Annotated in this window: 19 protein-coding genes; 3 read left to right on the top strand and 16 right to left on the bottom strand. The window is 64.5% G+C overall.

Features of this window, described 5'->3' with window-relative positions; genetic code table 11:
* Nucleotides 1-50 precede the first annotated feature (50 nt).
* From ABIA40_RS09375 to ABIA40_RS09305, 15 genes are all read right to left on the bottom strand, one after another.
* The gene (locus ABIA40_RS09375; protein WP_404546196.1) at nt 51-1,106 is read right to left on the bottom strand and encodes an alpha/beta fold hydrolase; all 1,056 of its coding nucleotides are present in this window, start codon (nt 1,104-1,106) and stop codon (nt 51-53) included.
* Nucleotides 1,107-1,132: 26 nt separating this feature from the next.
* The gene (locus ABIA40_RS09370; protein ID WP_404540748.1) at nt 1,133-2,782 is read right to left on the bottom strand and encodes a flavin-containing monooxygenase; all 1,650 of its coding nucleotides are present in this window, start codon (nt 2,780-2,782) and stop codon (nt 1,133-1,135) included.
* A 134-nt stretch (nt 2,783-2,916) separates the two neighbouring features.
* Nucleotides 2,917-3,804, bottom strand: coding sequence for an AraC family transcriptional regulator (locus tag ABIA40_RS09365; protein ID WP_271538078.1), 888 nt, complete (start codon nt 3,802-3,804; stop codon nt 2,917-2,919).
* A gap of 306 nt (nt 3,805-4,110) precedes the next feature.
* Complete coding sequence (locus ABIA40_RS09360; RefSeq protein WP_271538079.1) at nt 4,111-6,231, bottom strand: sodium-translocating pyrophosphatase; 2,121 nt, start codon at nt 6,229-6,231, stop codon at nt 4,111-4,113.
* A gap of 236 nt (nt 6,232-6,467) precedes the next feature.
* Nucleotides 6,468-7,466, bottom strand: a complete 999-nt coding sequence (thiL, locus tag ABIA40_RS09355) for a thiamine-phosphate kinase (RefSeq protein ID WP_271538080.1) — start codon at nt 7,464-7,466, stop codon at nt 6,468-6,470.
* A gap of 175 nt (nt 7,467-7,641) precedes the next feature.
* A complete protein-coding gene (gene nusB / locus ABIA40_RS09350; protein WP_036010453.1) occupies nt 7,642-8,139 on the bottom strand; it encodes a transcription antitermination factor NusB in 498 nt (165 codons plus the stop codon).
* Nucleotides 8,140-8,143: 4 nt separating this feature from the next.
* A complete protein-coding gene (gene ribH / locus ABIA40_RS09345) occupies nt 8,144-8,635 on the bottom strand; it encodes a 6,7-dimethyl-8-ribityllumazine synthase (protein WP_271538081.1) in 492 nt (163 codons plus the stop codon).
* Nucleotides 8,636-8,697: 62 nt separating this feature from the next.
* Entirely contained in the window at nt 8,698-9,327 is a 630-nt protein-coding gene (locus tag ABIA40_RS09340) for a riboflavin synthase (RefSeq protein WP_271538082.1), read from the bottom strand.
* Nucleotides 9,327-10,475 carry a bifunctional diaminohydroxyphosphoribosylaminopyrimidine deaminase/5-amino-6-(5-phosphoribosylamino)uracil reductase RibD gene (gene ribD, locus ABIA40_RS09335; RefSeq protein ID WP_271538083.1) on the bottom strand — a complete coding sequence of 383 codons (1,149 nt, stop codon included), beginning with the start codon at nt 10,473-10,475 and terminating at the stop codon, nt 9,327-9,329. Before ribD ends, ABIA40_RS09340 begins: the two co-directional genes overlap by 1 nt.
* Nucleotides 10,472-10,954: a transcriptional regulator NrdR gene (nrdR, locus tag ABIA40_RS09330; protein ID WP_011087793.1), complete on the bottom strand. Its 483-nt coding sequence runs from the start codon at nt 10,952-10,954 to the stop codon at nt 10,472-10,474. The genes ribD and nrdR overlap by 4 nt, the downstream gene beginning before the upstream one ends.
* Before the next feature lie 70 nt (nt 10,955-11,024).
* Nucleotides 11,025-12,323, bottom strand: coding sequence for a serine hydroxymethyltransferase (gene glyA / locus ABIA40_RS09325; RefSeq protein ID WP_036010474.1), 1,299 nt, complete (start codon nt 12,321-12,323; stop codon nt 11,025-11,027).
* Between the two features lie 239 nt (nt 12,324-12,562).
* The gene (locus tag ABIA40_RS09320; RefSeq protein WP_128265268.1) at nt 12,563-12,784 is read right to left on the bottom strand and encodes a hypothetical protein; all 222 of its coding nucleotides are present in this window, start codon (nt 12,782-12,784) and stop codon (nt 12,563-12,565) included.
* 37 nt (nt 12,785-12,821) lie between these two features.
* Nucleotides 12,822-13,058, bottom strand: coding sequence for a hypothetical protein (locus ABIA40_RS09315; protein ID WP_157283491.1), 237 nt, complete (start codon nt 13,056-13,058; stop codon nt 12,822-12,824).
* Between the two features lie 202 nt (nt 13,059-13,260).
* Entirely contained in the window at nt 13,261-13,779 is a 519-nt protein-coding gene (gene ldtR / locus ABIA40_RS09310) for a transcriptional regulator LdtR (RefSeq protein ID WP_025036696.1), read from the bottom strand.
* A gap of 504 nt (nt 13,780-14,283) precedes the next feature.
* On the bottom strand, nt 14,284-14,787 hold the full coding sequence (locus tag ABIA40_RS09305; protein ID WP_271538084.1) for a DUF6163 family protein: 504 nt from the start codon (nt 14,785-14,787) through the stop codon (nt 14,284-14,286).
* A gap of 138 nt (nt 14,788-14,925) precedes the next feature.
* Between ABIA40_RS09305 and hemB the strand changes: the two genes are divergently transcribed.
* From hemB to ABIA40_RS09290, 3 genes are all read left to right on the top strand, one after another.
* Nucleotides 14,926-15,987 carry a porphobilinogen synthase gene (hemB, locus tag ABIA40_RS09300; protein ID WP_271538085.1) on the top strand — a complete coding sequence of 354 codons (1,062 nt, stop codon included), beginning with the start codon at nt 14,926-14,928 and terminating at the stop codon, nt 15,985-15,987.
* 242 nt (nt 15,988-16,229) lie between these two features.
* On the top strand, nt 16,230-16,772 hold the full coding sequence (locus ABIA40_RS09295) for an RDD family protein (protein WP_057029747.1): 543 nt from the start codon (nt 16,230-16,232) through the stop codon (nt 16,770-16,772).
* 68 nt (nt 16,773-16,840) lie between these two features.
* Nucleotides 16,841-17,617 carry an arginyltransferase gene (locus ABIA40_RS09290; RefSeq protein WP_225151846.1) on the top strand — a complete coding sequence of 259 codons (777 nt, stop codon included), beginning with the start codon at nt 16,841-16,843 and terminating at the stop codon, nt 17,615-17,617.
* A 67-nt stretch (nt 17,618-17,684) separates the two neighbouring features.
* Here the strand turns inward: ABIA40_RS09290 and ABIA40_RS09285 are convergent, their stop codons facing one another.
* The gene (locus ABIA40_RS09285) at nt 17,685-19,037 is read right to left on the bottom strand and encodes an Nramp family divalent metal transporter (RefSeq protein WP_157283487.1); all 1,353 of its coding nucleotides are present in this window, start codon (nt 19,035-19,037) and stop codon (nt 17,685-17,687) included.
* Between the last annotated feature and the right edge of the window lie 24 nt (nt 19,038-19,061).

Here is a 19,061-nt window from a genome sequence, read left to right as displayed (position 1 = left end):
CGCTGAAGCGCGACGAATTCCGATTGAATCATCATCGCGCTTTAGCTCGTTCAGTTTACACGCGTGGCGAGCAACTCGGACAGGTTGGCGTCGAGCTGCGCGAGCATCTGCGGATCGGTGCCGAACAAGCCCAGGTGCCCGTCGATGCTGGCCAGCGGGCGCAACTCGCTCCCCGGAATGAGCCGTTGCTCGGCCTCGCAGTCGGCCGGCGGGAAGAACATGTCGTGACTGATCGGCATCACGAATGTCTTCGCCTTGATCCGCCCGAGAGCGGCAGCAAGGTCGCCGTCGGCGTTGCGGCTGACGTCGCCGCGCTGCCACTTCCACGCCATGGATAGCAGATTGTTCGGGTCCATCGGCGCGAAGTATCCGGTCATGAAGGTGTCGACAAAGCCCTGCATGGTTTCGAAACCTAGCGCCTTGTGTCGGTTGGCACGGAAGAAGTCGGTGCTCCAACCCATCACGGTCCAGAGCTTCGCCTGTCGCTTGAGGCCCGCAGCGACATCGGCCGGCGAGCCGTAGTGTCCCCCGCTGAAGCCCGGATCGGTCGTGATGGCCTCATTCAGCGTCTCCGCGAAGAGGAAGTCGTGCTCGGTGTTTTTCGCCGTACCGGCGATCGGCGCCGCGCGTTTGACGAAATCCGGATAGCGCACAGCCCATTCGTAGGTTTGCTGCGCGCCCATCGAGCCCCCGACCACGAGAGCAAGGCTCGTTAGCCCGAAGTATTCGGTCAACAGCCGGTGCTGGGCGCGAACGTCGTCCCCGATGCGGACCTTTGGGAAATTTGGTCCGACCATCGCTCCGCTGGCGTTGTGCGGCGATGTCGACAATCCACTGCCGATTTGGTTGACCACGATGATGAAGTATTTCGTGGGATCGAGTGCCCGGCCCGCGCCGATATAAACCTGCTCCATGATCTTGCTCGTGCCCGAGTACCAGGTGGGGACGAGAATGGCGTTGTCCTTCGCAGCGTTGAGCGTGCCGTGGGTGGCGACGGCGAGCTTGCAGTCGGGAATGGCCCCGCCATCCTCGAGCAGAAGGTCGCCGATGTTGATCATCTCGTAGGGGCCGTGACCTTCAGGCCCGTAATAGGGATTGTTGCTCATTTGGCTTTTCCTTTGGAGCCGTAGGGTCAGGTCATCGCGAGACCGGGATAGCCGCTGGCGGCGAGCTCGTCGCATTGTCGATTGTAGTTGCCGACGCCGCCGATATAGGACAACAGCCGGCGCGGCTTGCCGTCGACGTTAGAGCCCATGTACCAAGAGTCGGTTTTGACCACGAGCGTCGCCGCAGCGGTGTCGTCATGGTGCTTCACCCAATTGTCTTCGAACTCGCGGGTGGCCTCGATCGTTTGCTTGCCTTGCATCCGCGCGTAGTCGATGCAGTCGGCGATCCAGTCGACTTGCTGCTGCAGACAGGTGGTCATGTTGCAGAGAGCAGCCGAAGGTGCGAGCGGCGCGCCGGTCGTGAACAGATTCGGATAGCCATGGACCTGAAGGCCCATGGCGGTACGGATCTCCTGCTTCCACTGTTCTTTCAGCGAACGACCGTCGCGGCCGCGGAAGTCGATCCGGCTCAGCGCGCCGGACCCGGCGTCGAAGCCGACAGCGAGGATGATGACGTCGACCTCGTGAACCTTGCCGTCAGAGGTTTGGATACCCTCGGGCACGATGCGCTCGATCGGCGTGGACCGGCAGTCGATTGCTTCGACGTTGTTCTGCAGATAGACCTCGAGATAGCTGTTCTCGAGCGGCACGCGGTGCGTGCCGAAGCCATAATCGGACGGGATCAGGAGGCTGCACAGTTTTGGATCGTTGCGCAGGCGCTCACGCATCTTGCCCCGTACGAAATCGGACACGACGGCGCTGACCGATTCGTCGAAGAACATTTCCGGGAAGGTCGCCAGCCACATCGACAGCGAGCCCTCTTTCCAGAACTTTTCCAGTACTTCCGTGCGCTCTCCGGGCGTCAGCTCCGCCCAGGGACGGTTCTCGAAGTCGTAATGGAAGCCGGCGAAGGTCGAACGAACGCGCTTCTTCAGATCGTGGAATTGACTGGCCCAAAGGTCCCATTCGGCCTGGCTGTACTGCGGATTTTTCATCGGCACCACGTATTGCGGGGTCCGCACGAAGATCTTCATTTCGGCCACGTCAGGGGCGATGGTCTGGATGACCTGGATTCCGGTCGCGCCGGTGCCGATCACCGCGACCCGTTTGCCTTTGAGATCGACGCCCTGTTTCGGCCATCGTCCGGTATGGTGGATCTCGCCGCGGAACGTCGACTGGCCGGGAAAGCGGTCCACGAGCGGAGCCGACAGCATGCCGCAACAAGCAAGGACATATTGAGTGTCGATCGTCTCGCCAGCCTCCGTCGTGACCGTCCAGCGGCCGTCCTTCTCGCGATAGTGGGCCGAGACGATGCGGCTGTTGAATTGAATGTCCTTCTTCAGGTCGAGGTGGTCCGCAACGAAGTTCAGCCAGCGCTCAGTCTCCGGCTGCGCGGGAAATCGCTCGCTCGGCTTCCAGGCCTTGTACAGCTCCTCGGAGAACCAATACTGGTAGACCTCGACTTGGGAGTCGAAGCGCGCACCCGGATAGCGGTTCCAGTACCAGGTGCCACCCACCCCCGATGCCGTATCGTAAGCGCGGACGCTCAGTCCCATCTCTCGCAGGCGATACAACTGATAGAGGCCGGCGATCCCGGCGCCGATGACCAGTGCGTCCAAGTGCGTCGTCGGTGCATCCGCACGCGACGCATGTGTCGACTCCAACAAGGTGCCCATAACGTTTCCCCTCTTTTGTACCGGCCGCTTGAGCGACCGAATGGCCATTCGGCTGTGGGAAGGACGTTAGAAGCGACGTGCAGTGTCGTCTTGAAGGAACCAGTGAGCTTGTTGAAGGATCGGGTGAAGAAGCGCTAGCGAGGACTATCGTCCCTGAGGGCGGCCGGTGTCCGGCCCAGCCGTGCGCGCATGACGCGCGTTAAATGGGCCTGATCCGCGAAGCCGCATTCCGACGCGATCGCCTTCACCGGCAGGCGGCCAAGAGCCAGCATTTGCTGAGCTTTTTCGAGCCGACGGTCGAGGACATACTGGTGGGGGCTGGTCTGAAACGAGGCACGAAAGCGCTTCCCGAAAGTCCATACGCCCATCGAGGCGACTTCGGCGAGCTCTTCGAGCGAGAGCGCCTGATCGATCCGGGCTTCGATGTAGTCGACAATGCGTTTGCGTATTGCCGGGGGCAGTTCGCCCCTTCCGGACTTGTCGACAAACTGAACGGATGCAAAGTTGCGAAGCAGATTGACGACGAGCTGCGTACTCAGCGCGTCGACGTATAACGCACCTCCGATGCCGTTGCCGCCGGCTTCGCGAGATATGACCTCGACGGCTTCGGTCACGATCGGACTTTGCGTGCGCAATATGTCGTGCAGCCGCACCGCTGCGATCGGCCGCTCAAGGACGTCGGCAGCCACGCGGGAGACCACAGTGTCCGAGAGATAGACATGCGAGACGTCGATCTGCTCGGTCCAGTGCCAGTGCGATGCCTGCGAGCGGGTCAATAGCGAAATATCGCCCGGATGACACTCGGTCCGGGTCCAGCGCCCCTCGAAACGCCGCTCCATCATGGTGCTGCCGCGCTTGTAGGAGACGATCATGAAGTCGGCCATCGCGGGCACTGGGACGTCGAGACCACGATAGCGATAGGTCCGCAGCTCAACGCCCCTCCAGCCTTGACCGGCACTGCAGCGCAGCAACTCGCCCGGTACAAAGCGCGGCAGTTCATCCGGTCGAATGAGCAGTGCCATGGGATTTTTCCAACGTCGCGGACTGACGGCACCTGTGCGAACTATTGTCAACAGCAGGTTTGTACGTGTCAAGCTGAGCCTGAATTGCGCGGCGTGCGCCCGCCAGAACCAAGCCCTACAGATGGACATGCGGTGACGCGCAGCGTCATTCCGGGGCGGCTCGAAGAACCGAACTCCGGTGCGCAAATTGCGCACCTGAGAATCTCGATATCCCGGGTCTGGTCCTTCGGGCCATCCCGGAATGACAATGCAAAACAAAAACCCCGCGGCTCACGCCGCGGGGTTTTGCCTTTCGTCGTTTGCAGTTCAGTGCGCCAGGATCGCCAGCAGCAGCAGCGCCACGATGTTGGTGATCTTGATCATTGGGTTCACCGCGGGTCCCGCCGTGTCCTTGTAGGGATCGCCGACGGTGTCGCCGGTCACCGCGGATTTGTGGGCATCAGAGCCCTTGCCGCCGAAATGGCCGTCCTCGATGTACTTCTTGGCGTTGTCCCAGGCGCCGCCGCCCGAGGTCATGGAGATCGCGACGAACAGGCCCGTCACGATCACGCCGAGCAGCATGGCGCCTACGGCCGAGAACGCCGCCGACTTGCCGGCCGCGCCGCCGCCCGCGATCGCATAGATCAGGAAGTAGACGACGATCGGCGAGAGCACCGGTAGCAGCGAGGGGATGATCATCTCCTTGATCGCCGCGCGCGTGAGCAGGTCGACCGCCTTGCCGTAGTCAGGCTTGTCGGTGCCCTGCATGATGCCCGGCTTCTCGCGGAATTGCCGCCGCACCTCCTCGACGATCGCGCCTGCCGCACGGCCGACCGCGGTCATGCCCATCGCGCCGAACAGATACGGCAACAGACCGCCGAACAGCAGGCCCACCACGACGTAGGGATTGTTCAGCGAGAAGTCCGGATTGACGCCGGCGAAGTAGGGATACTGCGCGGAGCCGGCCACGAAGAACTTGAGGTCCTCGTTGTAGGCCGCGAACAGCACCAAGGCACCCAGACCGGCCGAGCCGATCGCGTAGCCTTTGGTGACCGCCTTGGTGGTGTTGCCGACCGCGTCGAGGGCGTCGGTCGACTTACGCACCTCCTTCGGCAGTCCCGCCATTTCGGCAATGCCGCCGGCATTGTCGGTGACGGGGCCGAAGGCGTCGAGGGCGACGATCATGCCGGCCAGCGCCAGCATGGTGGCGGTCGCGATCGCGATGCCGAACAGGCCGGCGAGGCTGTAGGTGACCAGGATGCCGGCGATGATGACGATCGCAGGCAACGCGGTCGCTTCCATCGAGATGGCGAGGCCCTGGATCACGTTGGTGCCGTGGCCGGTGACCGAGGCCTGGGCGATCGACTTCACCGGACGATAGTCGGTGCCGGTGTAGTATTCGGTGATCCAGATGATCAGCGCGGTGACGACGAGGCCGACCACGCCGCATTCGAACAGCGCCATGCCGGTGTAGTTGACGCCCTCGAGCTTGCCGAAGCCGATCAGGTAGTAGATCACCAGGGCGATGCCGATCAGCGACAGGATGCCGGTCGCGATCAGGCCCTTGTAGAGCGCGCCCATGATCGACTGGCTCGGCCCGAGCTTGACGAAGAAGGTGCCGATGATCGAGGTGATGATGCAGATGCCGCCGATCGCGAGCGGCAGCGTCATCATGTTGGCGAGGATCGGCGTCTTGGCGAAGAAGATCGCCGCCAGGACCATGGTGGCGACCGCGGTCACCGCATAGGTCTCGAACAGGTCGGCCGCCATGCCGGCGCAGTCGCCGACGTTGTCGCCGACGTTGTCGGCGATGGTCGCGGGATTGCGCGGATCGTCCTCGGGAATGCCGGCCTCGACCTTGCCGACGAGGTCGCCGCCGACGTCCGCACCCTTGGTGAAGATGCCGCCGCCGAGACGGGCGAAGATCGAGATCAGCGAGGCGCCGAAGCCGAGCGCCACCAGGGCGTCGACAACGACGCGGCTGTCAGGCGCCAGCTTCAGCGAATGGACCAGGAAGGCGAAATAGAGGGTCACGCCCAGCAGCGCGAGACCGGCCACCAGAAGGCCAGTGATGGCGCCCGCCTTGAAGGCGAGCTCGAGGCCGCCGGCCAGCGACGTCGTCGCGGCCTGGGCGGTGCGCACATTGGCGCGGACCGAGACGTTCATGCCGATGAAGCCTGCGGCGCCGGACAGGATCGCACCGATGGCGAAACCGATGGCGACGTAGAGCCCGAGGAAATAGGCAAGCAACACGAAGATGACGATGCCGACGATACCGATGGTGGTGTATTGGCGCCGGAGATAGGCTTGTGCGCCTTCGCGCACCGCCGCTGCGATCTCCTGCATGCGCGGCGACCCCGCATCCGCGCCCAAGACCGAAGACGTCGCCCAAATCGCGTAGGCGACGGAAAGCGCTCCGCAGAGCACTATCAACCATAATGCTGTCATGTGATGTTTGCCTCAGATCCTTGATGTACCCCCGGCGCCTTTTGTTGTCCGTCGTGCGGTGCAGCGCCTTGATTTTGAACAAAGCCGCCCCCTTGCCCTTAAGGGGCGGCTTCAGTCGGCCGCGAGCTTGCCAAAATCAAATTGACGGTGCAACGCCGGATGAGGCCGAAAAGGCCGATCTCGGCAGGTATTTAGGACCAAGCGCTGAGAACCAGGATGCCGGTTTGGAGCAATTGCTAGAAATGGCTGTAGGACAGCCGCGTCAAAAGCAGGTCCTGCCCCTGCCCGTCCAGGAAGCGCAGCGGCTTCTGCCCCTCGGTGATCGCACCGATTGCGGTCACGGCAACGCCCAGGGACCGCCCCGCGGCAATCAGCGTCTCGCATTGCGCCGGCGGAACGGTGCAGAGCACCTCGTAGTCATCGCCGCCCGCAAGCAGCGCCTCGACAGACGCGACGTTGCGGGCGCGAAGGCCGGCCGCCGCGGCCGAGAGTGGCAGGCTCGTCACGTCGACCGAAGCCGAGACCCCGGAGGCGGCGCAGAGCTTGGTCAGATCGCCGGCGAGGCCGTCGGAGACGTCCATCGCCGCGGTGGCATGATCGCGCACGGCCGGCGCCAGCACGTTGCGCGGCTGCGGCACCCGATAGCGCGAGACCAGAAAATCCCGTGCCGCGGGATCGGATGTCAGCGCGCTGGCGGCAGCGCCGCCTTTGAGCACGTCGAGGCCGAGCGCGGCATCGCCGATCGTGCCCGTCACCAGGACGCGGTCGCCCGGCCTTGCCCCGGTGCGGCCGATCATCCGCCCCCGAGGCACGCGGCCGAAGGCGGTGATCGAGATCATCTGCGGGCCCGGCGTCGACACCGTGTCGCCACCGAGCAGAGGACAAGCGAAGGTCTTCGCATCCTCGCCCAGCGCGTCCGCAAAGGGACGCAGCCAGGCATCCTCCTTGCTGCGCAGCGCCAGCGTCAGCACGAAGCCGGCCGGCGTCGCTCCTTTCGCCGCGAGATCGGACAGGTTCACCCGCAGCGCCTTGCGCGCGATGGTGTCGGGCGGATCGCCGGCAAGATAATGCACGCCCTCCACCACGGCGTCGGTGGTGACGACGATGTCCTCGCCGGACGAGGACAGCACCGCAGCGTCGTCGACCAACCCGAACGCGCCCGGATCGGTCGCCAGCGGCTTGAAATAGCGCGCGATGAGGGAGTCTTCGCCGGAGGGGTCCTGTGCGTTCGTCATCGGCGCCAACTCCACCCTCCGCCGTCATCGCCCGGCTTGACCGGGCGATCCAGTATTCGAGAGACAGTCGTGTTAGCCCGATAGGCCGCGGCGTACTGGATCACCCGCCTTCGCGGGTGATGACGACGGAGAATGGGGCAGTCGTCTCGCATCACTTCACCGCCCTCGCGGGAAACTACCCCCGCCCGAACTCGTCGCCGCGAAACTGGCGGCCGATCTGGTCGAGCACGGCATTGACCATGCCAGTCTCCTCACGGTCGACGAAGGCATTGGCGACGTCGACATATTCGGAGACCACCACCCGGCCCGGCACGTCCTTGCGATGCTGGAGCTCATAGGCTCCTGCCCGCAGCACTGCCCGCAGGATCGCCTCGATCCGCTTGAGCGGCCAGCCCTTCGACAGCGCCTCGTCGATCAGGGGATCGAGCTTCTTCTGGTCGCGGACGACGCCGGAAACGACGTCGCGGAAAAAGGCGGCTTCCGCCGGCAGATACGTCTCGCCCTCGACCTCGTTGCCGAGCCAATGGCTTTCGAACTCGGCAAAGATGTCGTTGATGCCCGCACCGGCGATGTCCATCTGGTACAGCGCCTGCACGGCTGCGAGCCGTGCCGCACCGCGCCGGTTCGCCTTCTTCTCGACAACGCCTGTCGGCTTCTTGGTGTTATCGGCCATGGCTTCAGGCCTGCGCCAGGCGGCGTTTTATGCGCAGCATCGCAAGCGCGGCGCGCGCGGCATCGCCGCCCTTGTTGAGCTCGCTGGCACGCGCCCGCGCCCAGGCCTGCGCCTCGGTGTTGACGGTGAGGATGCCGTTGCCGAGCGGCAGCTTTCGCGCCACGGCGAGGTCCATCAGCGCGCGCGAGGATTCCTGCGAGACGATCTCGAAATGAATGGTGTCGCCGCGGATCACGCAGCCGAGCGCGATCACCGCATCATAGGGCCTGCCGTTCGCCGCCGCGGCATCGACCGCGATGGCGACTGCCGCGGGGATCTCCAGCGCACCGGGAACCGTGATGACGTCGTGGGTCAGGCCGGCCACCTTCAGCTCCGCAACCGCGCCGTCCAGCAGCGCATCCTGGAGATCGTCATAGAACCGCGCCTCGACAATCAGCGCGCGCGCGCCGGAAATGTCGGTCTGGTCCTTCAGGGGTGCGCGCCGCGCGTCTGCCATCGTTCAATCCGTTTCGAAAGGGGTCGGCGCTATGTAGTAGCCGGAAGCATGTAAGCCAAGTTCTAAGAGACCGTCATTTCCGTCAGCCGCGCCGCGTAGCGGGCCATCAGGTCGACCTCGATATTAACCTCATCCCCCGCCTTCCAGCTGCCGATTGTCGTGACATCCAGCGTGTGCGGAATGATCAGCACCGAAAAGGTCACGTCTGCAACCGTATTGATCGTCAGCGAGACGCCGTCGAGCGTGATTGAGCCCTTAGTGGCGATGAACCGTGCCAGCTCCCGCGTCGTCGAGAGCACGAACCGCGCCATATCCGGCAAGTCCTCCCGGCTGACGATGGTTGCAATGCCATCGGCGTGGCCGGCGACGATATGGCCGCCGAGCTCGTCGCCGATCTTCAGCGCGCGCTCGAGGTTGAGCCTGGTGCCGACCTTCCAGCGCTTGGCCGTCGTCAGCGCCAGCGTCTCGGCCGCGGTGTCGACGTCGAACCAGGTCCTTGGCTTGGAGTCCATGCCATCCGCAACGCCCGAGCCAACCACGGTCAGGCAGACGCCGTTGCAGGCGATCGAGGCGCCGTCCGCAATCGTGCTCTGATCGTAGCGGCAGGCGATCCGGAGCCGGTGCAGCTGCCCCTGCGCCGTCGGCGTGAAGCTGACGATCTCGCCGATATCGGTGACAATGCCGGTGAACATTACGCGCGCTCGTAGATGGTGAGAGTATCCTTGCCGCAGGTCTCGCTAGCATGAACCTTGTAGGCCGGCGACTGCGTGATTTTCGACAGGGGCAATGCATCGAGCGCATCGACGCCGCCTTCGCCGACTGCTTCCGCTCCGCGGAACAGCCAGACCTCGTCGACGAGATCGGCCGCGACGAACGATGCCGCAACGCGGCTGCCGCCCTCGACCATCAGCCGCGTGATGCCCTTCTCCGCCAGCGCATGCAGCACGGCCGAAAGATCGAGCCCGGATGCACTCCCTGGAGGCATGCGCATGATTTGCGCACCGGCCGCGCCAAGGCGCGTCGCGGCGGCCGCTTCCGCAAGCTCGGAAGCGATCACCCAAAGCGGCGTCTCGCGCGCGGATCGAACCAGCTGGCTCGATGCGGGTATGCGCAGGCTCCGGTCGAGCACCACACGCACCGGCGAGCGCGCCGTCATGCCCGGCAGGCGGCAGTTGAGCTGCGGATCATCCGCCAGCACCGTGCCGATGCCGACCAGGATGGCATCGCTTTGCGCGCGGAGCAGATGCACGCGATTGCGTGCCGCCTCCCCCGTGATCGCAAGCGGCTTGCCGCCGGCCGCGCCGATCTTGGCGTCGGGCGAGACCGCGAGCTTCAGGATCACATGAGGACGCTGGTCCCGGATGCGGCGGAAATGTCCGGCATGATCGAACGCGGCCTCCGCCGCGCACAGACCGACGTCCACATTGATGCCGGCTGCGCGCAGGCGCGCATGGCCCTGGCCCGCAACTTCCGGATTGGGGTCCTCGATCGCCGCCACCACGCGCTTGATGCCGGCCGCGATCAGCGCATCGGCGCAAGGCGGCGACTTGCCGAAATGCGAGCATGGCTCCAGCGTGACGTAGAGCGTGGCCCCCCGCGCCGCTTCGCCCGCCCGCCGCAACGCCTCGGGCTCACCGTGCGGACGTCCGCCTGCTTGTGTCCAGCCGCGGGCGACGATGACGCCGTCCTTGACGATGACGGCGCCCACGGCCGGATTGGGCCAGGTACGCCCCTGCCCGCGCCGACCGAGCGCAAGCGCCAGCTCCATGAAACGGCGATCAGCATCCTTGGCCTCGCGGGCCTTCTGCGCGAACTGGTCTTCCAGGATGCGGAAGATCATTTGCGGATCGCGGCGAGCCGCGCTTCCTCCTCGCCGGAGAGCTCGCCGAGCACGTCGGCGAAATCCTTGGCCTCGCGGAAATTGCGGTAGACCGAGGCAAAGCGCACATAGGCGACATCGTCGAGCGTGCGCAGATGCTCCATCACGGTCTCGCCGATCACCTCCGAGGAGATCTCGGCCTCGCCACCGGTCTCGAGCTCGCGCACGATGGTGGAGACCATCTTCTCCACGCGCTCCGGCTCGACCTGCCGCTTGCGAAGTGAGATCTGCACCGAGCGCATCAGCTTGTCGCGGTCGAACGGCACGCGGCGGCCGTTGCGCTTGATCACCGTGAGCTCGCGCAGCTGCACGCGCTCGAAGGTGGTGAAGCGGAAATTGCAGGCGACGCACACGCGCCGCCTGCGGATCACGGACGAGTCCTCGGTCGGACGCGAGTCCTTTACCTGCGTATCGAGACTGTTGCAGTTCGGGCAGCGCATCCGTGTGACCTTTATTTTCGCATGATCTTTTCGGAAAACCGGTACCCACTTTTCCGGATCATGCGGCGCCTTACTGGTAGATCGGGAACCGGTCGGTGAGCGCCTTGACCCGTTCCTTGATCGCAGCCTCCACCAGCGGCGCCTTGCCGTCGGAGGATTGCGCGATCGCGTTGAGGACCTCTGCGATCATGCCGCCGACCTGCTGGAATTCGGCCACGCCGAACCCGCGGCTGGTCGCAGCCGGCGTGCCGAGCCGAATGCCCGAGGTCACAAAGGGCGATTCCGGGTCGAACGGAATGCCGTTCTTGTTGCAGGTGATGGCGGCGCGGACCAGCGCCTTCTCCGAGACGTTGCCCTTCAGGCCCTTCGGCCGGAGATCGACCAGCATCAGATGATTGTCGGTGCCACCGGAGACGATATCGAGACCATGGCCCTTCAGGGTCTCGGCCAACGCCTTGGCGTTCTCGACGATGTTCTTGGCGTAGACCTTGAAGTCCGGACGCAGCGCCTCGCCGAAGGCGACCGCCTTGGCTGCAATCACGTGCATCAAGGGACCGCCCTGCAGGCCCGGGAAGATCGCCGAGTTGAGCTTCTTGGTCAGCGTCTCGTCATTCCACAGCATCAGGCCGCCGCGCGGACCGCGCAGCGACTTGTGCGTCGTGGTGGTGGTGACGTGCGCATACGGCACCGGCGAGGCATGCACGCCGCCGGCGACGAGGCCGGCGAAATGCGCCATGTCCACCAGCAGGTAAGCGCCGACGCTGTCGGCGATCTCGCGGAAACGCTTGAAGTCCCAGGCGCGCGAATAGGCCGAGCCGCCGGCGATGATCAGCTTCGGCTTGACCTCTTCGGCCTGCTTGGCCACCGCATCCATGTCAATGATCTGGTCCTCGCGGCGCACGGTGTAGTGCGCCGCCTTGAACCACTTGCCGCTCATGTTCACGGGCGAGCCATGGGTGAGATGGCCGCCGGCGGCGAGATCGAGACCCATGAAGGTGTCGCCGGGCTGCAGCAGCGCCAGGAACACCGCTTGGTTCATCTGGCTGCCGGAGTTCGGCTGCACGTTCGCAAAGCTGGCACCGAACAGCTTCTTGGCGCGATCAATCGCAAGGTTCTCGGCGACGTCGACCCACTCACAACCGCCGTAATAGCGCGCGCCCGGATAACCTTCCGCGTATTTGTTGGTCATGACCGAACCCTGCGCTTCCAGCACGGCCCGGCTGACGATGTTCTCGGAGGCGATCAACTCGACCTCGTGGCGCTGCCGGCCGAGCTCGCCCTTGATGGCGGCGGCGATTTCCGGATCAGCCTGCTCGAGCGAGGCGGTGAAAAACGAATCGGGCGCGGAGGCGGACTTGGGTGCGGTCATCTTGCGAATATCTCCACCGCCGCAGCCTTTTGGCGGGCTACGGGCGGGTCTGGTGTGGCGGTCGGAAGCACGCGCGATCTACCACATCGGCCGACCGCGGCCAAGCATTTGCGGGTCGGGCCTGATATTTATGCAAGATATGGTGGGATTGTAGGTTTTCAGCCCGGGAGCGGTTGCGAGACCGCTCCCTGTCAAGATCCGGGCTGGGGCCGCCTTGGGCCTCATTCCTGAAGGTCGTGCTAAAGCCCCGTGTACCCCGCCTTCACTGGGTCGACGCTGCCGTCGAGCTGGCGCAGATAGGTCAGGCCGCAGACGGTCAACCTGTGACTGTCGGTCTCGCCGGCTTCCATCAGGATGTTGAGGTAATTCGTAACCTTTTCACGCGCCTCGGCGCTGGCCGCCGCGGTGCGGTTGGCGAGCAGGTCGTAGGTCTGCATGATGCGGTCGATGGCGGCTTCCATGGCATCCTCTGGTTCGGGGGGATTGTGGGAGTTTCGATCAGGCAACCGCTTTGGCCTCGGTCCGCGCCTGGAACCGGCCGATCGCCTTGTTGGCCAGCCTGATCTTGTTGAATTCACCCTGCTGGAGCAGTTTGACGATCAGGTGAAGCAGGCGGTCGTCGGTAACCAGAGTGTCCGGGATTGCGCCGGAGCGGCGAAGGTAGTTCGCGGCGATGGCGTAGGCCTCGCTGACGAGTTCCACGTTCATCACCCGAAGCCCGCGCTCGACCAGCATCGCCGTTTCTCCGATCCGAAGAAGATAAGCGCCGAGCCCGGAACTGGTTCCTGGCTGCCGGGGGATTTTTTCGCAGGTGCAAAAAAGATATCAACGCACCGGTCCGGGGCAACTCCGGACCAGCGCGCTTGGGGAAGTCAGGCACGTTCGGGAGGGCTGCCGGTCTTGTTGCGGGCCGGCTTCGCCCAGATCCCTTTAGAACTCAAAGGCGATAGAGGATCTGGTCGGTCCAGAACCGCTCCAGGCGGTGCAGCGACTTGTTGAGGGTCGCGAACTCGTCGCCGGAGATGCCGCCGACCTGCTCCACCGTCTTGACGTGCTTCTGGTAGAGCGCATCGACGATGCGGCGGACTTCCTGGCCCTGCGGGGTCAGGCGGATGCGCACCGAGCGGCGATCGACCCGCGAGCGCTGATGATCGAGGAAGCCGAGCTCGACGAGCTTCTTCAGATTGTAGGAGACGTTGGAGCCGAGATAGTAACCGCGCGTGCGCAATTCGCCCGCGGTCAGCTCCTTGTCGCCGATGTTGTAGAGCAAGAGCGCCTGGACCGAGTTGATGTCCGCGCGGCCGCGGCGATCGAATTCGTCCTTGATCACGTCGAGGAGCCGGCGATGCAGCCGCTCCACCAGAGTCAAAGCTTCCAGATAGAGCGACTGCACCGAACCCTGCTGGCCGGAGACGCGCTCTGCGGTATCTGCCGCAGTTGCGACGGCTTTCATCATGACACTTCCCCTGTTGTCGTTTTTATCGACACTTATTCGACGAAACTTTTGTCCCGTCTGATAGGTGCAACTTAAGAGGGGCGTTTGAAGATCGGCTTAAATAAGAGAATAAAGAGATCATGAATTTAAGACAGTGAATTGCGCATTAAGCCTGTGCCACAAGTACTTTTTGAAAGCCTCTGTTGACCTTCGCAAGGTCCTGTTCACCCTCCGTCCGCCCCTGTTGTCGCATTCCAGAACAGCCCCGCTCCGTTTCGAAACGCACGCGTAAGAGCTGTGGCGGAACCGGCTGGTCAATGAAAACTTGCCGCGAATTTTAGGCAACCAGCGGTCAACCAAACGCGCACACTCTCATGTCCCGGACAACATGCAGCGCGCAGCGATGCATCGCCGAGCCGGGACCCAGATAGCCGGAAACGAGATCGCGGAGAGATGGGCCCCGGCTCTGCAACGCATCACGCCGCAAGTGCGGCGCGCTGCATTGCGTCCGGGGCACGTTTGCGCCTACGGCGGCCGCTCGCGCGCGGCCATCCAGGCGAGCGCGAGATAAGCGGCAAGCATGAAGACCTCGACGCCGACCACGACCAGGCTGCCGCCGTAGATTCCCGGGAACATCAGCTCGATCACGGCCATCGACACCACGGTCGTCAGCCACACCACCGCGCCCCAGGGCGTCGCCAGCCAGAGGCCGACCGCGGCGACGAGCTCGATCACCGCGAAGTACACGGTCGCGGCCTGCCAGGCCATCGACTGGTTCTCGAACGCCTCGTCCTCGCCGCCGACGAAGCCCGTGACCTGCGCCCAGTGATAGAGGCCTTTCAGGATCGAGAGCAGCGCCATCACCCGCAGGAACAGCACCAGCCGGCGGGTCCAGACATTGTCGTCGGACTCCGGGCGCTCCGAGGAGATCGCCGCCACCGAGAGCGCGCTCTCTCGGGCAGTGTCACGGGCAGCGTCCCTGGCATTGGCGCCGCCCTGGGCCGCATCGCGGGTGGATATCTCGGACATGGCCCCTTCTGGCTGCTTCGGCCCGCAAAATCAATCGGCTGCCCAAGTCAGGTTCAGATCTGCCTTGCGGCAGGTCAAGCCGCGGTGACGGGAACCATGCGAGCTGGTATAAGAATAATTCCAGCCGGAGGAAGAGTAATGGCGATCAAATACGGACGTCCGATCGAATTGCGCGACGTTTCGCGCCGGGACAGCACCGCGGTGCCGCATGCCCTCGATCTGACCGTTCGTCCGCGCCGCAACCGCAAGGCCGAGTGGGCTAGGCGCATGGTGCGCGAGAACGTCCTCACCACCGACGATCTGATCTGGCCGCTGTTCCTGATCGACGGCACCAACAAGCGCGAGCAGGTCGCCTCGATGCCGGGCGTCGACCGCCTCAGCGTCGACCAGGCCCTGCGCGAGGCCGAGCGCGCGATGAAGCTGACCATCCCCTGCATCGCGCTGTTTCCCTATACCGATCCCTCTTTGCGCGACGAGGAAGGTTCGGAAGCCACCAACCCGAACAACCTGGTCTGCCAGGCCGTGCGCGCGATCAAGAAGGAGTTTCCCGAGATCGGAATCCTCTGCGACGTCGCGCTCGATCCGTTCACCAGCCACGGCCATGACGGCCTGATCTCCGACGGCAAGATCCTGAATGACGAGACGGTCGCCGTGCTGGTGCGTCAGGCCTTGGTGCAGGCCGAAGCCGGCTGCGACATCATCGCGCCCTCCGACATGATGGACGGCCGCGTCGCCGCGATCCGCGAGGGGCTGGACCGCGCCGGCCTGCTCGACGTGCAGATCATGGCCTATGCCGCGAAATACGCCTCCGCCTTCTATGGCCCGTTCCGCGACGCCATCGGCTCGGCCAAGACGCTCACCGGCGACAAGCGCACCTACCAGATGGACAGCGCCAACACCGATGAAGCGCTGCGCGAGGTCGAGCTCGACATCGCCGAGGGCGCCGACATGGTGATGGTGAAGCCCGGCATGCCCTATCTCGACGTGGTCCGCCGCGTGAAGGACACCTTTGCGATGCCGACCTTCGCCTACCAGGTCTCCGGCGAATACGCGATGATCGCCGCAGCCGCCAACAACGGCTGGCTCGACGGCGACCGTGCCATGATGGAAAGCCTGCTCGCCTTCAAGCGCGCCGGCGCCGACGGTGTGCTGAGCTATTTTGCGCCGAAGGCGGCGGAGAAGCTGCGCAGCCAAGCGTAGGGTCTCGCAGCTGTCGTAGGTGGGCCAAGCGAAGCGGGCCCACCGATCCACCCATCGTTTAAGTCGGCGGGCAATGGTGGGCACGGCGCTGCGCGCCTTTGCCCCCTACAGCATCCGCGCTTGTGGCCTCCCTTCGCCCCCGAATCGCCGGAATATTTCGGCTTGCTGCCGCCCGCGCGCCCTTGGCACGGGCATGGCCTGTTCCCATGTCCTGCGAGGGGGCTTCGCTGGGAGAACGGACCATGTCGTACAACTCGGGCAATTCGGGCGGCTGGCGCAATGACGGCGCCATGCAACCGCATGCCTACGACCCCGACCTGCATCCGGAGCTGTTCCGGGGCGTCGCGACGCGGCGGGTGTTCGCCTTCCTGATCGACATGGTCGTGATCTCGGTGCCGGTGATCCTCGGCTACATCTTCATCGCCTTGTTCGGCGTGGTCACCCTCGGCATCGGCTGGGCGCTGTTCTGGATCGCCTGGCCGGCCTCCGTGATCTGGGCCATCGTCTATTACGGCGCCAGCATCGGCGGTGCGTCCTCCGCCACGGTCGGCATGCGCCTGATGGACCTGGAGCTGCGCACCTGGTACGGCGCGCCCGGCTACTTCGTGCTCGGCGCCACCCATGCCGTGCTGTTCTGGGTGACGGTCTCGTTCCTGTCGCCGTTCGTGGTGCTGGTCGGCCTGTTCAACGGCCGCCGTCGCCTGCTGCACGATTTCGTGCTGGGAACGGTCGTGATCAACAATTCGGTTCGGATACCCGCACCGCAGGCGGCGCGGACATGGTGAGCTAATCGATTGACCCGGGGCTTTGGGAGCGCGATGCTGATGCCTGTTTCGGAGGCTCACGACGTCCCTTGACCCAGCACTCGCGCGACACCCCCCAGTTTTACCTCACGGCGCCTTCCCCCTGCCCGTATCTGCCGGGCCGGCATGAGCGCAAGGTGTTCACGCATCTGGTCGGAGACCGGGCCGGCGACCTCAACGACCTCCTGACCCATGGCGGTTTCCGCCGCAGCCAGTCGATCGCCTACCGTCCCGCCTGCGACCAGTGCCGGGCCTGCGTCTCGGTCCGGGTCATCGCCAACGAGTTCCGCCCCTCGCGCAACTTCCGCAAGGTGATGGCCCGCAACGCCGACATCATCGGCGAGCAGCGCAGCGCGGTGCCGACCTCCGAGCAATATTCCGTGTTCCGCGCCTACCTCGACGCCCGCCACCGCCACGGCGGCATGGCCGACATGACGGTGCTCGACTACGCCATGATGGTCGAGGACAGCCACGTCGAGACCCGCATCATCGAATACCGCAAGCGCGGCCCGGACAGCGGCATCACCGGCCGCGGCGAGGAGCTGATCGCGGTGGCGCTCACCGACGTCCTCAGCGACGGCCTGTCGATGGTCTATTCGTTCTTCGATCCTGGCCAGGTCAGCCGCTCGATGGGCACCTTCATGATCCTCGACCACATCGCACGCGCCCGCCGGCAAGGGCTGCCTTACGTCTATCTCGGCTACTGGATCGAAGGCTCCAAGAAGATGGACTATAAGGCCCGCTTCCTGCCGCAGCAGCGCCTCGCCCCGTCAGGCTGGCTCCGCATCGACGCGCAGGGCGACACGGCATCCGAGCCGCAGGATTAGCGAATGGTGAGTGGTGAGTAGCGAATAGGAGAACGACCCCACCTGCTCGCTACTCGCCATTCGCCACTCACCCAAAAAACGTATCGGCCAGCAGCTTCAGATTCAAAATCACGATGATGCCCGCGACGATCCAGGCGACCGCGGCAACCGACATCGGAATCGCGAACTTGCCCATCTTGCGGCGGTCGGAGACGAAGCGGACCAGCGGGATCACCGCGAAAGGCAGCTGCATCGACAGCACGACCTGGCTGAACACGAGCAAATCCGCCGTGCCGCGCTCGCCGTAGATCGCGGTGACGATGATCACGGGAACGATGGCGATGCCGCGCGTCAAGAGGCGGCGCGCCCAGCTGGGCAGGCGCAGGTCGAGAAAGCCCTCCATCACGATCTGGCCGGCGAGCGTCGCAGTGACCGTCGAGTTGAGACCGGAGGCGAGCAGCGCTACCGCGAACAGCGTCGAGGCGATGCCGAGGCCGAGCAGCGGCGACAGCAGCTCGAACGCCTGCTCAATCCCGGCCACGTCGGAATGGCCGCTCTTGTGGAAGGTCGCAGCAGCGACGACGAGGATCGCGGCGTTGATGAACAGCGCCAGCATCAGCGCGATGGTCGAGTCCGTCGTCGCCCATTTGATCGCTTCGCGCCGGCCGGTGTCGTTGCGTTCATAAGCGCGCGTCTGCACGATCGAGGAGTGCAGGTAGAGATTGTGCGGCATCACGGTGGCGCCGATGATGCCGATCGCGATGTAGAGCATGTCGGAATTGGTGAAGATCTCGCTCTTGGGCACGAAACCCCGCAAGACCTCTGCCACCGGCGGAGCCGCCGCCGCGATCTGCACCGCGAAGCAAACGGCGATCACCACCAGCAGCGCGATGACGAAAGCCTCCAGGAAGCGGAAGCCGCGATTCATCAGCAGCAGCAGCAGGAAGGCGTCGAGCGCGGCGATCAATGCGCCGCCAATCAGGGGAATGCCGAACAGCAATTTCAGCGCGATCGCCGTGCCGATCACCTCGGCGAGATCGCAGGCGATGATGGCGGCCTCGCAGGCGAGCCAAAGCAGGAAGTTCACTACCCGCGGATAGGAGGCGCGGCAGGCCTGCGCGAGATCGCGGTCGGTGACGATTCCGAGCCGAGCCGCCAGCGACTGGAGCAGGATCGCCATCAAGTTCGAGATCAGGATGACGGAGAGCAGCGTGTAGCCGAACTTCGACCCGCCGGCGAGATCGGTCGCCCAATTGCCGGGGTCCATGTAGCCGACCGAGACGAGGTAGCCCGGCCCGACGAAGGCCAGCAACCGCCGCCACCACCGGCCGGCGGCCGGAATGGCGACTGTGGAATTGACCTCAGCGAGGCTCTTGGTGATGGGGGCGTCAGCGCGCCAGCCGGCGAGGTCGGGAGTGATGTGGGGTGATCTGGCATCCATGTCGGCAGAATACCCAACTTCGTT

The organism is Bradyrhizobium sp. USDA 223 (assembly GCF_044909005.1).
Classification (GTDB): Bacteria; Pseudomonadota; Alphaproteobacteria; order Rhizobiales; family Xanthobacteraceae; genus Bradyrhizobium; species Bradyrhizobium yuanmingense.
This window is presented reverse-complemented; position numbering and strand designations above follow the sequence as displayed.

Bases quoted from the DNA above. Each gene is read 5' to 3' on its own strand.
- ABIA40_RS09375 (WP_404546196.1), bottom strand. From the start codon at position 1,106: ATGAGCAACAATCCCTATTACGGGCCTGAAGGTCACGGCCCCTACGAG.
- ABIA40_RS09370 (WP_404540748.1), bottom strand. From the start codon at position 2,782: ATGGGCACCTTGTTGGAGTCGACACATGCGTCGCGTGCGGATGCACCG.
- ABIA40_RS09365 (WP_271538078.1), bottom strand. From the start codon at position 3,804: ATGGCACTGCTCATTCGACCGGATGAACTGCCGCGCTTTGTACCGGGC.
- ABIA40_RS09360 (WP_271538079.1), bottom strand. From the start codon at position 6,231: ATGACAGCATTATGGTTGATAGTGCTCTGCGGAGCGCTTTCCGTCGCC.
- thiL (WP_271538080.1), bottom strand. From the start codon at position 7,466: ATGACGAACGCACAGGACCCCTCCGGCGAAGACTCCCTCATCGCGCGC.
- nusB (WP_036010453.1), bottom strand. From the start codon at position 8,139: ATGGCCGATAACACCAAGAAGCCGACAGGCGTTGTCGAGAAGAAGGCG.
- ribH (WP_271538081.1), bottom strand. From the start codon at position 8,635: ATGGCAGACGCGCGGCGCGCACCCCTGAAGGACCAGACCGACATTTCC.
- ABIA40_RS09340 (WP_271538082.1), bottom strand. From the start codon at position 9,327: ATGTTCACCGGCATTGTCACCGATATCGGCGAGATCGTCAGCTTCACG.
- ribD (WP_271538083.1), bottom strand. From the start codon at position 10,475: ATGATCTTCCGCATCCTGGAAGACCAGTTCGCGCAGAAGGCCCGCGAG.
- nrdR (WP_011087793.1), bottom strand. From the start codon at position 10,954: ATGCGCTGCCCGAACTGCAACAGTCTCGATACGCAGGTAAAGGACTCG.
- glyA (WP_036010474.1), bottom strand. From the start codon at position 12,323: ATGACCGCACCCAAGTCCGCCTCCGCGCCCGATTCGTTTTTCACCGCC.
- ABIA40_RS09320 (WP_128265268.1), bottom strand. From the start codon at position 12,784: ATGGAAGCCGCCATCGACCGCATCATGCAGACCTACGACCTGCTCGCC.
- ABIA40_RS09315 (WP_157283491.1), bottom strand. From the start codon at position 13,058: ATGCTGGTCGAGCGCGGGCTTCGGGTGATGAACGTGGAACTCGTCAGC.
- ldtR (WP_025036696.1), bottom strand. From the start codon at position 13,779: ATGATGAAAGCCGTCGCAACTGCGGCAGATACCGCAGAGCGCGTCTCC.
- ABIA40_RS09305 (WP_271538084.1), bottom strand. From the start codon at position 14,787: ATGTCCGAGATATCCACCCGCGATGCGGCCCAGGGCGGCGCCAATGCC.
- hemB (WP_271538085.1), top strand. From the start codon at position 14,926: ATGGCGATCAAATACGGACGTCCGATCGAATTGCGCGACGTTTCGCGC.
- ABIA40_RS09295 (WP_057029747.1), top strand. From the start codon at position 16,230: ATGTCGTACAACTCGGGCAATTCGGGCGGCTGGCGCAATGACGGCGCC.
- ABIA40_RS09285 (WP_157283487.1), bottom strand. From the start codon at position 19,037: ATGGATGCCAGATCACCCCACATCACTCCCGACCTCGCCGGCTGGCGC.